Annotated in this window: 15 protein-coding genes and 1 pseudogene; 5 read left to right on the forward strand and 11 right to left on the reverse strand. The window is 47.5% G+C overall.

Features of this window, described 5'->3' with window-relative positions; all coding sequences use genetic code 11:
* Together MJ768_RS04980 and msbA are read left to right on the forward strand one after the other, a co-directional pair.
* A pseudogene (locus MJ768_RS04980) lies at window positions 1–214 on the forward strand (histone); the annotation flags it as partial.
* A 396-nt stretch (window positions 215–610) separates the two neighbouring features.
* Window positions 611–2,365: a lipid A export permease/ATP-binding protein MsbA gene (gene msbA / locus MJ768_RS04985; RefSeq protein WP_239288706.1), complete on the forward strand. Its 1,755-nt coding sequence runs from the start codon at window positions 611–613 to the stop codon at window positions 2,363–2,365.
* Between the two features lie 146 nt (window positions 2,366–2,511).
* On the opposite strand, the gene MJ768_RS04990 is transcribed toward msbA, so the two are convergent.
* Window positions 2,512–3,522 (reverse strand): CDP-6-deoxy-delta-3,4-glucoseen reductase, encoded by a 1,011-nt coding sequence (locus MJ768_RS04990; protein WP_239288530.1) that lies wholly within the window; start codon window positions 3,520–3,522, stop codon window positions 2,512–2,514.
* A gap of 55 nt (window positions 3,523–3,577) precedes the next feature.
* Here MJ768_RS04990 and MJ768_RS04995 point away from each other — a divergent pair, with 55 nt between their 5' ends.
* A complete protein-coding gene (locus tag MJ768_RS04995; protein ID WP_239288532.1) occupies window positions 3,578–4,468 on the forward strand; it encodes an SDR family oxidoreductase in 891 nt (296 codons plus the stop codon).
* Between the two features lie 15 nt (window positions 4,469–4,483).
* Here the strand turns inward: MJ768_RS04995 and MJ768_RS05000 are convergent, their stop codons facing one another.
* Entirely contained in the window at window positions 4,484–5,083 is a 600-nt protein-coding gene (locus MJ768_RS05000; protein WP_239288534.1) for a TIGR02466 family protein, read from the reverse strand.
* A gap of 297 nt (window positions 5,084–5,380) precedes the next feature.
* A complete protein-coding gene (locus MJ768_RS05005; protein WP_239288536.1) occupies window positions 5,381–5,701 on the reverse strand; it encodes a DUF1840 domain-containing protein in 321 nt (106 codons plus the stop codon).
* A 425-nt stretch (window positions 5,702–6,126) separates the two neighbouring features.
* On the opposite strand from MJ768_RS05005, the gene MJ768_RS05010 reads away from it, so the two are divergent.
* Window positions 6,127–6,972, forward strand: a complete 846-nt coding sequence (locus MJ768_RS05010; RefSeq protein ID WP_239288538.1) for a gamma-glutamylcyclotransferase family protein — start codon at window positions 6,127–6,129, stop codon at window positions 6,970–6,972.
* Between the two features lie 144 nt (window positions 6,973–7,116).
* On the opposite strand, the gene MJ768_RS05015 is transcribed toward MJ768_RS05010, so the two are convergent.
* The 5 genes from MJ768_RS05015 to MJ768_RS05035 form a co-directional block, all read right to left on the reverse strand.
* Entirely contained in the window at window positions 7,117–8,073 is a 957-nt protein-coding gene (locus MJ768_RS05015; RefSeq protein ID WP_239288540.1) for an SPASM domain-containing protein, read from the reverse strand.
* 292 nt (window positions 8,074–8,365) lie between these two features.
* Window positions 8,366–9,580, reverse strand: a complete 1,215-nt coding sequence (locus tag MJ768_RS05020) for an ABC transporter ATP-binding protein (RefSeq protein ID WP_239288542.1) — start codon at window positions 9,578–9,580, stop codon at window positions 8,366–8,368.
* A 75-nt stretch (window positions 9,581–9,655) separates the two neighbouring features.
* A complete protein-coding gene (locus MJ768_RS05025; RefSeq protein ID WP_239288544.1) occupies window positions 9,656–10,444 on the reverse strand; it encodes an ABC transporter permease in 789 nt (262 codons plus the stop codon).
* Between the two features lie 3 nt (window positions 10,445–10,447).
* Window positions 10,448–11,392 carry a peptidylprolyl isomerase gene (locus tag MJ768_RS05030; RefSeq protein ID WP_239288546.1) on the reverse strand — a complete coding sequence of 315 codons (945 nt, stop codon included), beginning with the start codon at window positions 11,390–11,392 and terminating at the stop codon, window positions 10,448–10,450.
* 96 nt (window positions 11,393–11,488) lie between these two features.
* Window positions 11,489–11,872: a hypothetical protein gene (locus MJ768_RS05035; RefSeq protein ID WP_239288548.1), complete on the reverse strand. Its 384-nt coding sequence runs from the start codon at window positions 11,870–11,872 to the stop codon at window positions 11,489–11,491.
* Here MJ768_RS05035 and MJ768_RS15125 point away from each other — a divergent pair.
* A complete protein-coding gene (locus MJ768_RS15125) occupies window positions 11,871–12,002 on the forward strand; it encodes a hypothetical protein (protein WP_256449825.1) in 132 nt (43 codons plus the stop codon). The two genes, MJ768_RS05035 and MJ768_RS15125, sit on opposite strands and share 2 nt — an antisense overlap.
* A 489-nt stretch (window positions 12,003–12,491) precedes the next feature.
* Here the strand turns inward: MJ768_RS15125 and MJ768_RS05040 are convergent, their stop codons facing one another.
* The 3 genes from MJ768_RS05040 to gspD form a co-directional block, all read right to left on the reverse strand.
* The gene (locus tag MJ768_RS05040; RefSeq protein WP_239288550.1) at window positions 12,492–13,985 is read right to left on the reverse strand and encodes a hypothetical protein; all 1,494 of its coding nucleotides are present in this window, start codon (window positions 13,983–13,985) and stop codon (window positions 12,492–12,494) included.
* Between the two features lie 202 nt (window positions 13,986–14,187).
* Window positions 14,188–14,634 carry a hypothetical protein gene (locus tag MJ768_RS05045; RefSeq protein WP_239288552.1) on the reverse strand — a complete coding sequence of 149 codons (447 nt, stop codon included), beginning with the start codon at window positions 14,632–14,634 and terminating at the stop codon, window positions 14,188–14,190.
* A 348-nt stretch (window positions 14,635–14,982) separates the two neighbouring features.
* On the reverse strand, window positions 14,983–17,247 hold the full coding sequence (gene gspD, locus MJ768_RS05050) for a type II secretion system secretin GspD (protein WP_239288556.1): 2,265 nt from the start codon (window positions 17,245–17,247) through the stop codon (window positions 14,983–14,985).
* Window positions 17,248–17,275: the final 28 nt, after the last annotated feature.

Genomic DNA, 17,275 nt, shown 5'->3' on the forward strand with positions numbered 1-17,275 from the left:
AGCCAAGAAGCCTGCAGCTAAACCGGCAGTAGCAGCCAAGAAGCCCGCAGCTAAACCGGCAGTAGCAGCCAAGAAGCCCGCAGCTAAAACGGCTACTCCTGAAAAGGAACCTGTTGTCCAAATTAAGACAGTTCCGACTCCTTTGGCTCCGACATCCGTGCGCCCGGCTGCAACTTGGCCTTTCCCTACGCCAGGCATCAACAAGCCAAATTAATGTAGGCTGTGAATGCAGCCATTGAATTATTGAACAGGGCTGATCATTCGCAGCTTACGGGGTTGTTCCACTGGGCGCACGCAAGTCTGCATGCGCTTCTTTCTCTTTGCCGTCGGTGCAGCAAACAATTTTTGCTACTAACTTTAACAATCAAGAGTTGATAAGGCGGGAAAAAATGCAGTAAAACGACTGCTCTTTACAGTAAGTGAATGATAGCCGGCTATCAAAAGGCTGAATCAATACACAAGAATTTCTTAGGCCAATTATCAGTCGGCCCGCTCGCAGCACACCATTTATGCATACCTGCTTCAGAGTCTTAGAGGCAACTTACGGTGCAATGCAAATCAGGTCGAAAGAATTAAATAACATAGCAAATCTAGCGTGCGCGCTATAAATATGACCAGTTCACAGCTTTATTTGCGGTTGCTCGACTATGTCAAACCCTACTGGCGCATATTTGCACTTTCCATTCTCGGCATGGTGGTGGCCGCGGCCACCGAGCCGCTATTGCCGGTTTTGCTGAAAACCATGCTAGACGGCACTTTCGTGCATAAAGATGAAACCATCATTCGATTGATTCCTCTGTTCATCTTGGCGATTTTCCTTGTACGCGGATTGGCTACTTTTGTTGCCACCTACACAATTACTTGGGTGGGAAATAAGGTCGTGATGGACTTGCGTGACGAAATGTTCAGCAAGCTGCTTTCCCTGCCTGCGCGCTTTTATGATGACCATGCGACTGGCAACCTAATCTCAAAATTGACCTTTGATGTAACACAGGTAACAGCTGCCGCTACAACCGTAGTGACAATTGGTATCCGTGATTCCCTCATGATTACTGGGCTGCTGGGCTGGCTTTTTTACCTCAACTGGAAGCTCACTCTACTCAGCTTGATAATGGCGCCAGTCATTGTCTTTATCATAAAAACCATCAGCGGCCGCTTGCGTGTAGCCAGCCGCAATTCGCAGCGCGCTATGGGAGACATCACCCAAGTGATTGAAGAAAGTGTGACCGCGCACAAGGTGGTTAAACTTTTCGGCGGACAGCAGTATGAAAGCCAGCGTTTTAGCAGTCAGGCTAACTGGGTGCGCCGTCACACCATGAAACAGGCCACCGCCGCCGCCGCCAATATACCCATCGTGCAGATGGTGGCAGCAGTGGCGCTTGCAGTCATCGTTTATCTCGCTACCGAACAATCGCGCAGCGATGAAACAACGGTGGGCGGCTTCCTTTCCTTCATTACAGCCATGTTGATGTTGACGCCGCCGCTGAAACGGCTCGCCAGCGTCAGCGAACATTTGCAGCGCGGACTGGCGGCTTCGGAAAGCGTGTTTGAGTTGCTTGATACGCCAAGTGAAGTAGATGCCGGCAAGAAATTAATTACACATGCCTCTGGCCGACTGAAATTTGAGCATGTAAACTTTTCTTATCAGGAAGGCGAAAAGCTGGCACTACGTGACATTAACCTGGAAATTCCTGCAGGGCAAACAGTCGCGCTGGTTGGTGCCTCAGGCGGTGGCAAAAGCACTCTGGTCAACCTCGTACCGCGCTTCTATTCCCCGAATAGCGGACGCATCACACTGGACAGTTATGACCTTGCAGAGCTCACGCTGGCCAGCCTGCGCGCTAATATCGCACTGGTTAGCCAAGATGTGGTGCTATTCAATGATACCGTTGCAGCCAACATCGCCTATGGTCAGATGCGCAAAGTACCGGAGGCAGAAATAATCGCCGCCGCGCAGGCTGCCCATGCAATGGAATTTATTCGTGAAATGCCACAAGGTTTGCAGACACTGGTGGGTGAAAGGGGGGTGCGCATGTCTGGCGGACAGCGCCAACGCATTGCCATTGCTCGCGCTATTCTCAAGAACGCACCTATTCTGATTCTGGATGAAGCCACATCTGCATTGGATAGCGAATCTGAGCGTCACGTGCAAGCTGCGCTAGAAACCCTAATGCATGGGCGCACCACGTTGGTAATTGCTCATCGTTTATCCACTATTGAAAAAGCCGACAGAATTGTCGTATTGCAAAAAGGTGAGATTGTCGAAATCGGTACTCACCAGGAATTGCTTGCCAAGGGGGATGTGTACGCACAGTTGCACCGCATCCAGTTCATGTGGAATGATATTGCCCGCGACAATCCGTGATAACCGAATACATTCGGCTCATTAACAGCTGGGATTAAGCGTTTTATGATGTTGGCAACAAATTTATTTGTTGCCAACATCAACTCCCCTAAACAAGGTACAAATGAAAACAGGGATTTATGGCAAGCCCTTGAGAGCGCCTAAAATCAAGCTTTGACTGCAGGAGTAAACGCGTCTGAGAAGAATTCCTCGTTGGGCAATCCGCGCAAGGTTGTGAAGTCGCGGTGTGCTGCTTCCACTACTACTGGAGCACCGCAGGCATACACTTGGTAGCCGGACAAATCGGGGTAATCTTCCAGCACTGCCTCATGCACGAAGCCCGTCCTGCCTTGCCATTTATCCGATGGCAACGCTCCCGACAAGACCGGAGTAAATTTTATGCCATGAGTTTCCCATTCCTTGGCTTTATCGAGCATATAGAGGCCACTCAATTTATGCGCCCCCCAATAAAAATGCATGGAACGCTTCACACCAACGTACAGTGCGTGTTCGATGATGGACTTGATTGGTGCGAAGCCGGTGCCGCTGGCGACAAATACTACGGGTTTGCTGCTATCTTCGCGCAGGAAAAAAGAACCTAGCGGCCCCTTGAAACGCAGGATGTCGCGCTCTTTCATTTGCGTGAAAACATGCTTGGTGAACTCGCCACCCGAAATGTTTCGCACATGCAACTGCAGAAACTCGTCATCATGTGGGGCATTGGCCAGCGAAAAGCTACGCGCCTTACCGCCTTTCATAAGAATATCGATATATTGTCCCGCAAGGAACTGTAAACGCTCGTTGGCAGGCAGCTTGAGGTAAAGCACCATCACGTCATCAAGTCGTTCCAGCTTGTGTACGCGGCAAGGCAGGGTTTTCACCGGGATGTCTTTTGCGGCATTCACTTCGCGGCACTCGATGATTAGATCGGACGTAGGTTTGGCGCAGCAAAACAGGGCCATGCCCGCTGCTTTCTCTGTTTCACTCAGTATGCTGTCCTCATGCTTGCCGTAATCCACTGTGCCTTGCAGCAGCAAACCCTTGCATGTCCCGCATACACCGTCACGGCAACTGTAAGGCAAAATAAAGCCATGCCTCAGCCCCGCTTCAAGGATGGTTTCGTCGGCTTCCATGATGAAACTATGATCGCTGGGTTTAATGAGAACGTTGAATGCCATGAATATCTCGTTTGCCACATGCGCAAAAACGCTAATTTTAACGCATAATCATGCAATGAAACGAATCTTGATTGTTGGCTGCGGCGATATCGCCATGCGGGTTGCGCGCCTGTTAAGCGGCCATTACCGCTTGTTTGGGCTGCTACGCAATACTGAGCGTTTCGCTGAGTTACATAAGGCAGGCATCACCCCGTTGCCGGGCGATCTTGATAATGCACTCAGCCTGCGACGACTGACCGGGCTGGCGCACACCGTGCTGCATTTTGCGCCGCCGCCGAATACTGGCCAAAGCGATACACGCACCCGCAATCTGCTAGCCGTATTATCGCGCGGTACACTACCCGAGAGTATTGTATATATCAGCACCAGCGGGGTATATGGCGACTGCGCCGGGGAATCTGTCACGGAGACCCATACACTGAATGCGCAAACTGCGCGCGCTCAGCGCAGAGTGGACGCGGAAAATAAAATTCGCAGCTGGGCAAAACGCACCGGAGTGCGTGCCATTATCCTGCGTGTGCCGGGTATCTATGCGGCGGATCGGCTACCGCTGCAACGCTTGCAGCAAGGCACACCGGTAATCGTGGCAGCAGAAGATAGCCATACTAATCACATTCATGCAGACGATCTCGCGCGTCTCGTGACTGCGTCATTACGCCATGCAAAACCGAATCGGGTGTATCACACCAGTGATGACAGCGGACTTAAGATGGGTGACTATTTTGATAGCGTGGCAGATGCATTTGGTTTACCGCATGCGCCACGCATCAGCCGTGAGCAGGCGCAACAGACCTTGCCAAAGACCTTGCTTTCGTTCATTAATGAATCACGCCGCCTGACGAACACGCGCATGAAACGCGAGTTGAAAATAATGTTGCTCTACCCGACCGTGGCGGATGCGCTGAAGACTATCCAAAAACCTAATCCGGGTATCCAACAGCCTTGAATGAGGGTTCAACTTTTATCCTGCCGTTCCTTTTTTTCTTATTCTTACATTAAAAGATATTGATATTCTTTCAATGTCTTCCTGGTTGGGCTCGACTGAATGGGGCAACCAGGATGGAAACATAACTAAATGATTTTTTCTTGCCGGATATGAAAATTTTGGCGCATTAATTGCGTTAAGCTCTGAAATGGGCGCTAAAGATTCTATTGAATATTGTTCCTGAAAATTCCTGTAAAACTCTATTTGAGCATCAGAGTCGGTAACGTAATAAGCACCAGATACAAATGCTGAGCAATGAATATGAATTTTATTGTAATTATTTAACTTATTAATGTTTACCCATACGTTATCCATATAAGTTTCAAAATTTACGTCATCATATCCAAAATCAGATAAACATTTTTTTGATCTGAGTAAAATCTCATTTAATAAAGGCGTTAATTCCGGATGGTCGCCATAGTAAAACTCCTTTGATTGCCATCCCCCAGCATTACTAAGATTATTTCCACGTGGATTGGATTGCCTTAATCGATGACAAAAATCAAAAATGGCATCAGCATCAATATCAAGCTTATCCCACCAAACAGGTGTCGAAAAATAGGTATCAAGGTTCATTGCTTCACATCTCCTGAACTTCAAAAATCACGGGAAAAAACATAAATAATGTGGCAACCAAAATATGCAACGAACATTATTCATAGCATGGCACATTATACTTACTTGTTTCCATACGAAATACTATATTCACTATATTTTTTGTGGTATTTATTGGCCACGATTTGTTATCCCTGGATCAATTTGAAGGATTGCGAACCGATATTTTATGTATTTCCAATGCTACTGAAGTCAGCATTGGAAATATCAAGTCTGAAAAAAGACATCCCTGATCGGGTGAAAAACTTCCGTAAATACCTACATTGCTTTCCACATTACATCACAATTTTCTTTGGCAGCCGCTGAGAGTAATTCAATCAAAGGCAAAGCCCGATTTTTTAGGCTCACACCTTGTTCATGCGATTCTTTGTCCGGGACATCGCTGGACTTTTCCGGAGGCGGCACTCTGCTTTCGGACTGGATAGCATTTTTCAAGCGATCAAGTGCTGCAGGGACATCCTCCGCCATGATAGCGCTGGGCACTACTCCACTGTGTCCCATCAACTTGATCAAGTGTAGTGCTGCCTCACCGAACATGGTTATATCGGGATATGCTTTAGATGTAAATGTTACCAACATAATTATCTCCAGGAGTATTCACACTTGCCGAATATTGGCATGAGATGTGCACCAGCTTCAATAATGCGCCAGACAATGGTAGCTGCGCTGTGCAGTAACGCACGCAGCAAAAATCCGGTCAGAAAACTAGTCGACCATTCTAATGCACTGTTGGCAATCTTTGTAATGCATGCGATGGAAAAAGGGGCGCGAGACAAATATTTGAATTGGCACTTTCAAAATACCAACTGTAGTCAGCACAAAGGATTTTTGTGCTGACGATCGGCCGTCGATTGTTGGATAATGAACAGCAAATATCCAAAATACCAATGGGTTTAGAGCCTCGCTACGAGCGTAAATAATTTTAGCTGAAATTCAGAGTGACCATAGTGCGGAAACAGATTCAAAATCTGGCACCTCTATTTAATTAACAAAGACGAAAGTATATGAAGAAATCGAATTCCTTTGCACTGCTTTGGGTATTAACAATATTCATATTGGCAATCAGCGCAAATGCAGCACTCGCTAATAAATCTCAGGAATATGACGTTCAGCAATCTCAAGAGGCAGGCATACAGAAGCCTGCCCAAGAAACAGTGATCATGGCGGATGATGAATTAAAAAAACTGGCTGCAAACCATAGTGGTAATTGTAATGCCGCGCCTGACCCTGCAAAAGCGCAATACATTATTGGCTATGGCAGCTTGATGCAAGATGAATCGCGCAAACGAACGACGCCCAATGCCAACATTGCTTATCCCGTTAAGGTCAATGGGTATCAACGTGGCTGGTTTACTAAAGGAAGCGGGGTTGGTTTTAGCACCACTTTTTTGGGCGTCGTGCAGAGTAAAGAGAGCGCGCTGAATGCCGCAATTTATCTGATTGATTTAACAGAAATCACCACCATGGATAAGCGGGAATTTTCTTATTGTCGATTAGCAGTGGAGCCAGAAAATTATTCACTACTCAAGCAAGACATTCTGCTGTCGCCCGGGCAAGCCTGGATTTACGTCAATAAACCAGAGACCATTAGCACAGCGAACAGGCGTTATCCCATTGTTCAATCCTATGTGGATATTTTTTTATCCGGCTGCCTGGAGCTGGAGCAGCGTTTTGAACTTGAAGATTTTGCCAAGCAGTGTCTTGTTACTACGAGTAATTGGTCGATTCAGTGGATGAATGATCGAATTTATCCGCGGCGTCCTTTTATCTACCAGCCAAAAGCCGGGCGAATTGACCAGCTTCTGAAAGAACATCTACCACAGTATTTTCAGCATATCCGTATCGAGTAGCCGGAATAATCGTGCCAGATTTTTTCTGGCACGATACGTAAAAACCATAAAAGTTCGCCCTGACTGATGTCAACTTTAACCAGGAAAAACAATTTGCGTTAATTTTCCGTATCATTAAATTCTTCAGTGCTTTTGCTCACCCCTTCACTTTTCAGGCAGCTCACTCTTGTTGGCACTCCAGTAGGTGATGGGGCTCCAGAACGATGGCCCTTCGTTGCCGATCGGCCCGACGTCGCAGCTGCCGCAAACGGGCATCGCTATGCGGTTATCCGTCTGCTGTTGTTTGAATTTACGACGTGCTTCGCCGACTAAAATGTCGCTGAATTTCTGTGTCATGAGGTTGCCCAATACGCCCGCCTGCGGATGCATACAACAGGGCACCACCGTGCCATCGGCATCGACATACAGCTGATTGATCTCACCAAACCAGGGATGTGAGTCGAATTCTTTTGCTTCAGCCACAAATGTACAAGGACCGCGCGGTACGGTGAGAACGCGTCCAGTCTTATTCTCCTGCGCTTGCGGCAGTGCCATCCAGCGTCTGAACTCCGGAATCCAGCCGCGCGGCCGCAACACAGATTCCCATCGGCGCGCATCTTCCTCAGAATGGACGACGGTTCGCGTCAAGAGTTGCATCCCGGGTGCCCACCGGTCGCGTAAGCTGGCTGCTCGCTCCAGGAACTCAATTAACTTTCCCCACTTCGACGGTGGACGTAAGTGCTCGTAGCTTTCTGGCGTGCCGTTGCCATCGCAACTGACAAACAATTTGGTGACAACCTCTAACTTAAGCATCTCTTCGAAATCGTCCCAATATACCTTTTGCGCGTTGGTGCTGATTTCAACGACAGATACTTTCCAACTTTGCCTGGGAATTTGCGCAACGATAGAAGAGAGTTGCTTATGCAATAAGGGTTCGCCGTAATTAAACAGGCGCAGCGAGTGAATACGCTCGACATCCATGTTGCCGAGGCAGCGCGCAAAATCCTCCACCGAGATACGATAGATTTCTGGCTCCAGCGTCGAGTTAGGACAACCTACGCATTTTAATTGGCAGCCGTGTACGATATCGAAATGAACAGAGTAGAGGTGCTTCGGGTGCATATTAATCCTTGTAAAAACGCAAGCTAATTTTGTGGGGTGACCAACGGGGCCCATTTCCCCTTATCAGGTAATTTTCATCGCCATAAATGGGTCAATTCCAGCTTACAAACAGCGCTTACCATTAAATCTGCGCATCCGTACCCCGTCGTTGCGTTGCTAACCGGGATTTTACCGAGCGGAGAAATAAATTTCAAAAAACAGGAATAGCCAAGTAGAACAGATACGATATAACTCCAGCATGCCATTTCTAGAAATCTGGCAGTAGTAACCATCACTATTCCTACACTCCAGTTTAATTATTCTCCATGGTAATAAAATTTTCTCTTGCAGGTTTCCACTCATGCTCTAAACGGCATAAGCCATAATCGCGGGTTTGTCCGGTTACCCGCACTGTAGTATTCACCGTATCAAAAAGCCGCAAGCCTTCCGGATCCATGGCATGCGCGCGAATGGTATATTTTCCCGGTAATAACTGAAGATTGGAAAAACGAACACAAAAACCAAATTGCGAAGGAGCAATTTTATTTGGAAGATACGCAGTTTCGTTTGAATGAGTACCATAAATAGATGTTCCATCAACCCGGGCGACGCCAAACAGAATCACTGGCGGCCGATCATCCGGAGAATGCACTACCCCACAAAGGTGCAATATCCCCCCCATTTCAACCACTGTAGTTACCGCACCCAGATCATTTTCCAACCAAAGTTTGCGAATTTGGTATATCCCGCTCGGCTGCACCACACTTTCCATATGCGCAGCTTTGCTATTTTTTTCTTCATGGTAGGTCAAATATTCTCGCGTCACGTCGAAGCTGTTGCCATACATATGCAACTTCCCATCATGAATCCATACCGCTTTCTGGCACAGGGTCTGGATGTGGAACATGCTGTGCGAGCATAACAGCAATGTCCCGCCTTGACTCAAGTAGCCTTCGATCCAGCGAATGCATTTTTTCTGGAACGACTCATCGCCCACAGCCAGCACTTCGTCAGTAATCAGGATATCCGGTTGCATGGCGGTTGCCACGGCAAACCCCAGCCGCACCACCATGCCGGACGAGTAATGCTTGATTGGTTCCGCAATATGGGAACCGATATCGGCGAATTCAATTATGGAATCCAGCTTGCTGTCGATTTCTGCGTTGCTCATACCCATCAGTGCGGCCGCTAGGTGAATGTTTTCCAGACCGCTATATTCGGGGTGGAAGCCGCTGCCCAGCTCCAGCAACGCGCCAATACGGCCATTTACCACCACTCGGCCGGTGGAGGGCTTGACCACACCGGCGATGATTTTCAAAAGCGTCGATTTACCAGCACCATTTTCGCCGATCAGGCCAAGCGACTCACCTGCTTTCAGTTCCAGGTTAACCCCCTGCAACGCGCAGAAATGAGGCACCTCGCCACGCTTGAAGAGCAAGGCCGCAATCGTGCGCAACCGGTTACCGCCAGTGGCTACGCTGGGATAATTCTTGCCGATGTTGCTTAGGCTGATAAGTGGTATTTGCACAATATTCGTGTCTGTTACAAATTAGAAGGAATTGTAATTTGGAGAGGATGGTCATGTTACCTATTCATTCACGCACTAAATAAAATCCTCAAAATAGGGTGACAAGCGATTAAAGAACCAACGCCCGACCAAAAAAATCAACAAACTACCAGCCAGCATTAGCATATCCTGCCAGCCGATCTGACTATTGCCAGTCATCAATAGCTCGCGAATTCTGGTAATAAAAAATGATAGTGGATTCAATGCAATGACTTGCTGTATCTGCTGCGGCACCAGGCTGGCCGGATAAAGAACGGGGGTGGCGTAGAACCAGATCATGAACAGCGGGGTAAGAAAGTGCTCAACATCCTTGAGCAGCACTTGCAAGGCAGCAAGAATGAGCGCCAGGCCGCTGGTAAATAATAGCTGCATGCAAAATAGCAGCAATACCAGCGGCAGAGCTGAAAAGTGCAGCTCATTGCCTGTGAACGCAAGCACCGCGAGCACCAATAGAAAACCAACCACATGGACGGCATAAGTGGAAAGAACCGCACCGTACACCAGCAGCTCGTGCGGGAAGGCGACCTTCTTGATAAGGCCCCCGCCATTTTGCACTGCCAGCGCACCACGCTGCGTACCTTCTTGAAAGCATAACCACGGCCATAGCGCTACCGCAACAAACAGGATAAAGCTGTGGCCTTCCAGCTCAGGAAATTTCACCTTGAAAATAGCTGTGAATACCACCGCATACACTGCCAGCAGCGCCAGCGGGTGTAGCAGCGCCCAGAAAATTCCGCTGACGCTGCCCACATAACGGCTTTTAATCTCTCGTGATAGAAAATTAAGCAGCAGCCAGCGGAACGGCCACAGATTTCTTATCTGCATGGATTAATGCTTTGCGGCCTCGGGCTTGTTTTTTTCTGATGGTTTAACGTCACTTGATTTCGCATCAGGGTTTGTCCAGAAGCGATTGACGGCCTCTTCATTCAATTTCAGCGACGGATCGGTCAGTATCCCACCGACTAGCGTTTTACGGTATTCGTTCAAATATTTTTCGCGCTCACCCTGTACAATTCTTTCCTTTACCTCTTCAAACGAACGCACCAGCTTTGGTTTTTTTTCATGAAGCTGAATGATGTGATAGCCAAAAATTGTCTTCACCGGTTCGCTGATATCGCCTGGCGCGCTAATGGCAAAAGCCGCGTCGGAGAATGGCTTGACCATTTTCCCTTCTTCAAAAAAACCAAGATCGCCCTTGTTCCCTTTAGCGCTTGGATCATCAGAGTATTCCAGCGCTAGCTCTTCAAATTTTTTGCCACCAACTGCCTGCTCGCGAACTTGCTTGATGCGCTGCAGCGCTTCTTCCGGTGTACGATTTTTAGTATCTACCAGAATATGGGAAACACGCACTTTTGTTGGCACAGTATATTTTTCGATATCAACCTGGTACATCTCGCGGGCACGTGCGTCAAAGTTGGGTATCTTAACTTCCTTGGCGATACGATTGATTTGTTCCTGCGCCAGCAGTTTGTCAGCTGCCATTTCAATCTGTTTGCCCATCACAGGTTCGCGATCAATTCCGGCACTGCGCGCCTGGGCAGCCAGCGTCTTGTTGATTAGCAGGTTTTCCAGCAATTTGGCGATGCGGGCCTTGCTTGCTAGCACCTCCGCGCGATGTTCTGGCGGAATGCGCATCAGGTCCGCCTCAAAATCCAGGCTCGTAATTCTGATTTTTTCGGACTCGATTAATACTTGTTCCACACTTAACGCCGGAGCAGTGCAGCAAACCATCACGGCTAGCGCCGCGTACTGCTTTAACAACATACGACTCATTAGTTTCATCCTCAAGATAAATTCAAAAAAATAAAAACTCCCCCATCTTTAAGATGGGGGAGAGAGAACATAAACACGTTCAGGCTTGGTTGAAACTTACCAAGGATTAGGTAAATGGATTTGATTAGGCTTGCCAGCTTGTATCACTTTAAGATAAGCCATATAACCCACCGGTTCAACCTTCCCATTATGTGGAATATAATTTATTGTTTCGAAAGCATAATTCCACGTTCTAATGTCTGAAAGAGGGGATTTTGATGTCGGCGGGACTGTTCTGGTACCAGGTGTCGAGCTTGGTGTCGAGCTTGCTGCCGTGACTGTAATATCTGCTGAAGCTGTATTCCCTGTTCCAACACCATTTGTACCGGTAACCGAATAAGTAGTTGTGCTCGCCGGGTAAACATTGCCAGCACTACCTGTAAAGTTGGTGCCAACCCATACGTAGGAAGTGGCAGCAGGGCTGCAATTTGCAATCAACATGGAAGACGCGCCTGCACTAATTGTGGCGGGTGACGCAGTAAGTGTGCATGTCGGCGCTGTGGTAGGAGTTGGAGCTGGTCCTGTGTCTGCGCAGGTTACCGTCAGATTGCCGCTGGAATCGGCGCTATAACCAGTATAAGAAGAACATGTATTTCCCGTTACTCCGGACAGTACTACCGTACCAGCAAGAGCTGATCCCGAATCGGCTATCATAAATGCCAAAACTAAAATTGCGGTCTTTGTGTTCATCAATTTCAAATTCATAATAATCTCCAATTATAGAGTTTAACTACCAGTTCGCAATCGCGTTTACATGAAAACGAGGAGCGCTATTGCGTGGGTTGTGAAAATATAACAAACTTTTGATTCAAAAAAATTCATTTCAAATCGTACTCCCTAGCTACTTTGCACAATATAGGCCATAACTTACAGTAGCAAGTCTATTCCGCTGGATGGTAATAATACGGGAATGAATGGCGATTCCCTGCAAAAATTCTCTGGAATGCTTTTATATTTTATATACATAACATTTATTAATGAAAAACGGGAGCGGAATTTCTTCGCACCCCCGTTTAAACCAACACGCTAACATGCTACGCGTTGCTTCACCAGTAAAGACTTAGTTAACTGCTGATATTGCAGTCGTATACTTATGAACGAAATTGCCGCCGTATGTTGCCAAAATTCCAGGCGCCGCATTCTGATTGATGAAATCTTGCAACATGAAACCAACGGTAGGCAAACCGATATAGGTATCGCCATCAAAGCTTGTTAACAATTGGGAAGCTTCTGTTGGATTATTTAACCCATTGCCATCGGTTTGTCCATTAGCGACGACTATTCCAGTAGCGTTAAAGGCCATCCGCAGCCATCCATTTTGGAAGTTAACTGGAACATTGACTTCGTTGACCGAACCCAACAAGTGACTGTCGTTAAACGTCACAACGGTTGTTTCCCAGCACAGGGCCGTGCCGCCGCCTGGTGCCGGTGGAGAGAAGTCACGGACGGTGATGTTACCCTCTTCGCGGTCCCAGTAGCTCAGACTAACTGGTTCGCACGCGCCATTAAGCCAGAATTTGTGGGTAAATGGACTAAACAGTTGAGTGGCGTCCCCCGACAATGCCGGGTTATGAACAGGAACATTGTATCGCTTGGTCGGCATTGTTACCACCCAGTCGGTGCCGGACAGGGTTGCATTATCCAGAACAAACTCGTTGATGATATTGTTATGCATCAGCAACGCGCTGACAGTGCTGTCACCGCTAAGCCAAGTGCTGGTCACGGTCCCGCCATTGTTGAATACTACGCTGGTAAGATCCGCGAATGTCAGATCCGGGAAAATGCTGCCAGGAGGATTCCAGATATTCTGGACTTGAGGTGGTGCGAAGTTATCCAACGCAACTGGGTCATAGCCAAAATCAGTTCCACCTGCAACACCTATCAGAGAAGCTGTTCCAGCCAAGCCACCGGTTGACGGATTGGCTCTAGCTGATTGACCACCCACTATCAGAACGCTAGAAGGGCCCATATCCATGCTTGCAGCCTGAACCACTGCGCAATTAGCCGGCACACCACTGACGTGAGTTACAGCTGTATTGATTGCGGTATTTGTAATTGTGCCCATTTCGATAATTTCAAAATAGCCTTCGCGGGTACGATCCAAGGATTGGGTCTCGCCATCTCCACCACTTTGTTGAATACCTTCAAGATTAGCGCCGGAATACGCGAAGTTCACGAACTCCTTACCACCAGCTGGAATCGCAGGGGCAGTGCATGACTTGTCGGCGGTAACAAGCTTTGCGCCGGTACCGGTGTTTACAACCGCAGCAGTCCACATGTCATGCGGGGACAGATAGAGGTTAAAGTCAAGTACTTCGCGGCTGTTCTTGCCTTCGGTGAAACGCACTTTTACGGCTTTGGAAGAAGCAGTAGTGTTCACTACGGACAGATATGTATCCGTTCCGGCGCGAGTGGTGTAGTACGGATAAATCAGAACCTGACCTAAACCGTTTGAATTTATATTTACAGCAGCACTTGCTGTATTTGCGATACCAACCGAGCTTACCGCCGCTACCAAAGCAAGATACAGTGATTTTCTTTTAAATTTTTGCATTATCGCTAGACTCCTTAATATTTTATTACGAAATGTTGAAAGTTTGACTTCTAAAAAGTTTTTACTTTTATAAAGTATTACTTCAATAATTACTACAGTCGACTTTAGAAATTACTGCGATGTTATTGTATATCATAGTTGTTTCATTTTACAAGTGATTTTTTATACACATAATCCTCCTATTTAAATCCATAACTACAAATCATCTACGCGGCGCGAACCACCATTTCCCGTCTTGACGCAACCAATTCTCGTCCAGACGGGTCTCAAGTGATTTAATATCACGGTAGCTATACTCAATTGCCATTAACACCTTACACTGGTCTTGCTCGCATGAAACAGAATCCACATTTGCTTTTTTCCAAATGCCACCACGGATTTTAGCTTTATATAAATCCAGCGACATAACATCACGCGTGCCCGGACTCAGATAACTATATGCTTTGGCGAAGTCACCTTTTATCAAGGCTTCCCAGCGAGCAGCGGCCAGATCGGCAACCATTTTTTGCGGATCAACTTGCGCTGATGATGTTGAACCACCACCCAATCCCGCACAACCTATCATTCCAATACTCAGAATAAGCGCAGCCACACCCCGTTGCAATTTAAAAGCCATTCTGCATATCCGTTTTTTCAAAAGCTCACCCAAAATATCTATGTTTTTATATTTTGGCTATAGTCACTCTTGCGTTAATAAGCTGTCAAGGACAATCTAAATTCTTTCGCTATGTTGTCTCTTTTTTACAACATAGCGAAATTGAAAAATAAATTGATCTAGCAATTCTGTTATCACTAGATTGTTTATTGGTTCTGATATTCAATAATGTGTTACCTAAAATTTATCTACGCAATCTTCTGTTCAAATTAAATCTGCCAATTAAAAATGAACAGAAACTCACTTTTCGTATCTCATTTATATTTATCTTGCATATCACTTTACGGCAAGGTGTAGAAATACTTTAGGGCATTCCAAGGTTTTCCTAATACAAACGGGAAGCTACCTGTATAAAGGAGCTTGTTTCACTTGCTTGTCCATTTGCTTAGGTATGTCGCCAGGCTTCCCAACCCTTTCCAAAAGTTCATTCAATCCGGCAGGCTTCTTTGGCATGTCGTTAGACTTTCCGAAATTTTCCAAAAGATCGCCTAAGCCGCTAAGTTTTTTGCGGAATTCTTCGCTGACATCATGCGCCTGCTGGTTATTAGCCACCAAACGCGGGGTAATCAGAAGGACCAGTTCGGTGCGGTTATTAGCAAAGGTCTGGGCACCGAACAATCCACCGATGAACGGAATTTTCGACAGGTACGGCAACCCGCTGCTTGCTCTGGTATTGTTATCTGTAATTAATCCGCCCAATACCATGGTTTCGCCGGATTTAACCACCACCGTGGTTTTTACTGCACGCTTGCTGATGGTAGGCGAATTAATCGAAGATGTTGTGGTTATGGAAGCAGCACTGACCTCTTGATTGATATCCATCGTAACTTGGCCACCGGCATTGATGCGCGGTGTAACCGTTAACAGAATTCCGGTATCAATGTACTGAATTGAAGCAATAAGCCCTGTGACGGAGCCTAAAACAGACTGGGTTTGACTGGTGACCGGCACCCGATCGCCGACCTGGATCTTGGCGGTCTGGTTGTCGGTGACCATTATATGCGGCGAGGAAATCACCTTGACGCGCGAATCGGTTGCCAACAGATTGAGTGCAGCGGCCACCCCGCCCACTACATTCGAATTAGTCATCATATAGGAAAAACCGGGAGCCAATGCGCTAATCCCGGGGCCGCCAGTATCGAGCTTGCCGCTGCCGTGCCTTCCATTATTGAAGGCCCATTCCAGGCCAAATTTCAAATCACCCGATAGCGTTATCTCGGCGATGGTGACATCAATTAAAACCTGTCGCGGTGGCACATCAAGTTTGCGAATGGCGGTTTCTATTTTTTCGTAATTGGCTGGCGAGGCCAGAATCAACAGCGCATTGTTGTCCTTGTCGGCGATCACGCGAACATCTCCCTTAACCGCGACACTATCGCCAGCAGCCGCTTGTTGTTCCGGGGTTGCATCCGGGGGAGTTTCTGTCGACTTTACCTCTGCCGGAGCCAAACCTGGGGCAAGCGCAGGCGGGAGCGAAGTTGAGGCTGTTGATTTGCTGAATACATTGTTGAGCAACGCCGCCAGTTTCTCAGCCATTCCATTCTGTACCGGATAAACGAACAAGCGCATGCCGCCAGCGGTTCCGCCGGTGTGATCCAAACGCTCAATCCAAATTTTTGCCTGCTCCAGATATTTCGGTTGCTGCGTGATTACCAGAATGGCATTAAGGCGCTCGATGGGTACCAGTTTCACAACTCCGGCCAACGGGCTTAGCGCCTGGGCGCCAAAGATTTTGCCGAGGTCAGCCACGGCGGTTTTCACATCGACACTTTGCAGCGAGAACAAGGCGACTGACATACCTGACAGCCAATCCACATCGAACATGGCGATGGTATCCTGTAAATGTCGTAATTCGCGCTCGGTACCGGAAAGAATAATCAGGTTGCGTGCTTCATCGATACGCACGGCGTTCGCTTCGGTAACGAATGGCTCAAGAATCTTTACCATTTCCTTAGCGGCGATAAATTTTAACGGCGCGATCTGAACGGTGTAACCGCGGCCGCCTTGCAATATTACCTTGTCGTCTCCCAGTTGCGGCGTGATCGAGCCGCGCGTGGCAGTAGCAGCCGGCACCACTTTGTAAATTCCCTCTTCCCTGATGATCGCTGCACCATTCATGCGCAGCAGGGTTTCCAGTGTTGGCAGCAAATCCTTTCGCTGAAGGGGGCTGCTGGTATGTAAATTGATTACTCCTTGCACCTTGGGATCAATGATGTAAGTTTCATTGAAGATATCGCCGACAATTGCTTTGACTACTTCGCGCAAGTCAGCACCCTCGAAATTGAGCATCATTTCGTCTCCTGCAGCTGGTTTGGCCGCGCTTGCAACTGGTGCCGGCGCATTGACAAATACTCCAGTGCCGGGATACAGCTTGACCTTCTCCGAACCACCGACGACAGCAAGTTTCTCCTCTTTCTTGTGCTTAGTCTCGGCATCGCTGATATTCCGCGTAATAAAATGCGGTTTCACGACCCCTTCGCTCTTCTTTTCATCAATTTTCTTCTCATCGCTCTTCTTTACTTCGAACGTCTTGAAAAAAGTAGCACACCCTCCCAGTAAAGGGAGCGTGATCGTAACAAGTATCAAACGCAGGTAAGTCTTATTCATGCCGTTCTCTTTTCTGTGTAATAGCATA

Origin of the sequence: Candidatus Nitrotoga sp. 1052 (assembly GCF_927312905.1) — a bacterium.
Taxonomy (GTDB): Bacteria; Pseudomonadota; Gammaproteobacteria; order Burkholderiales; family Gallionellaceae; genus Nitrotoga.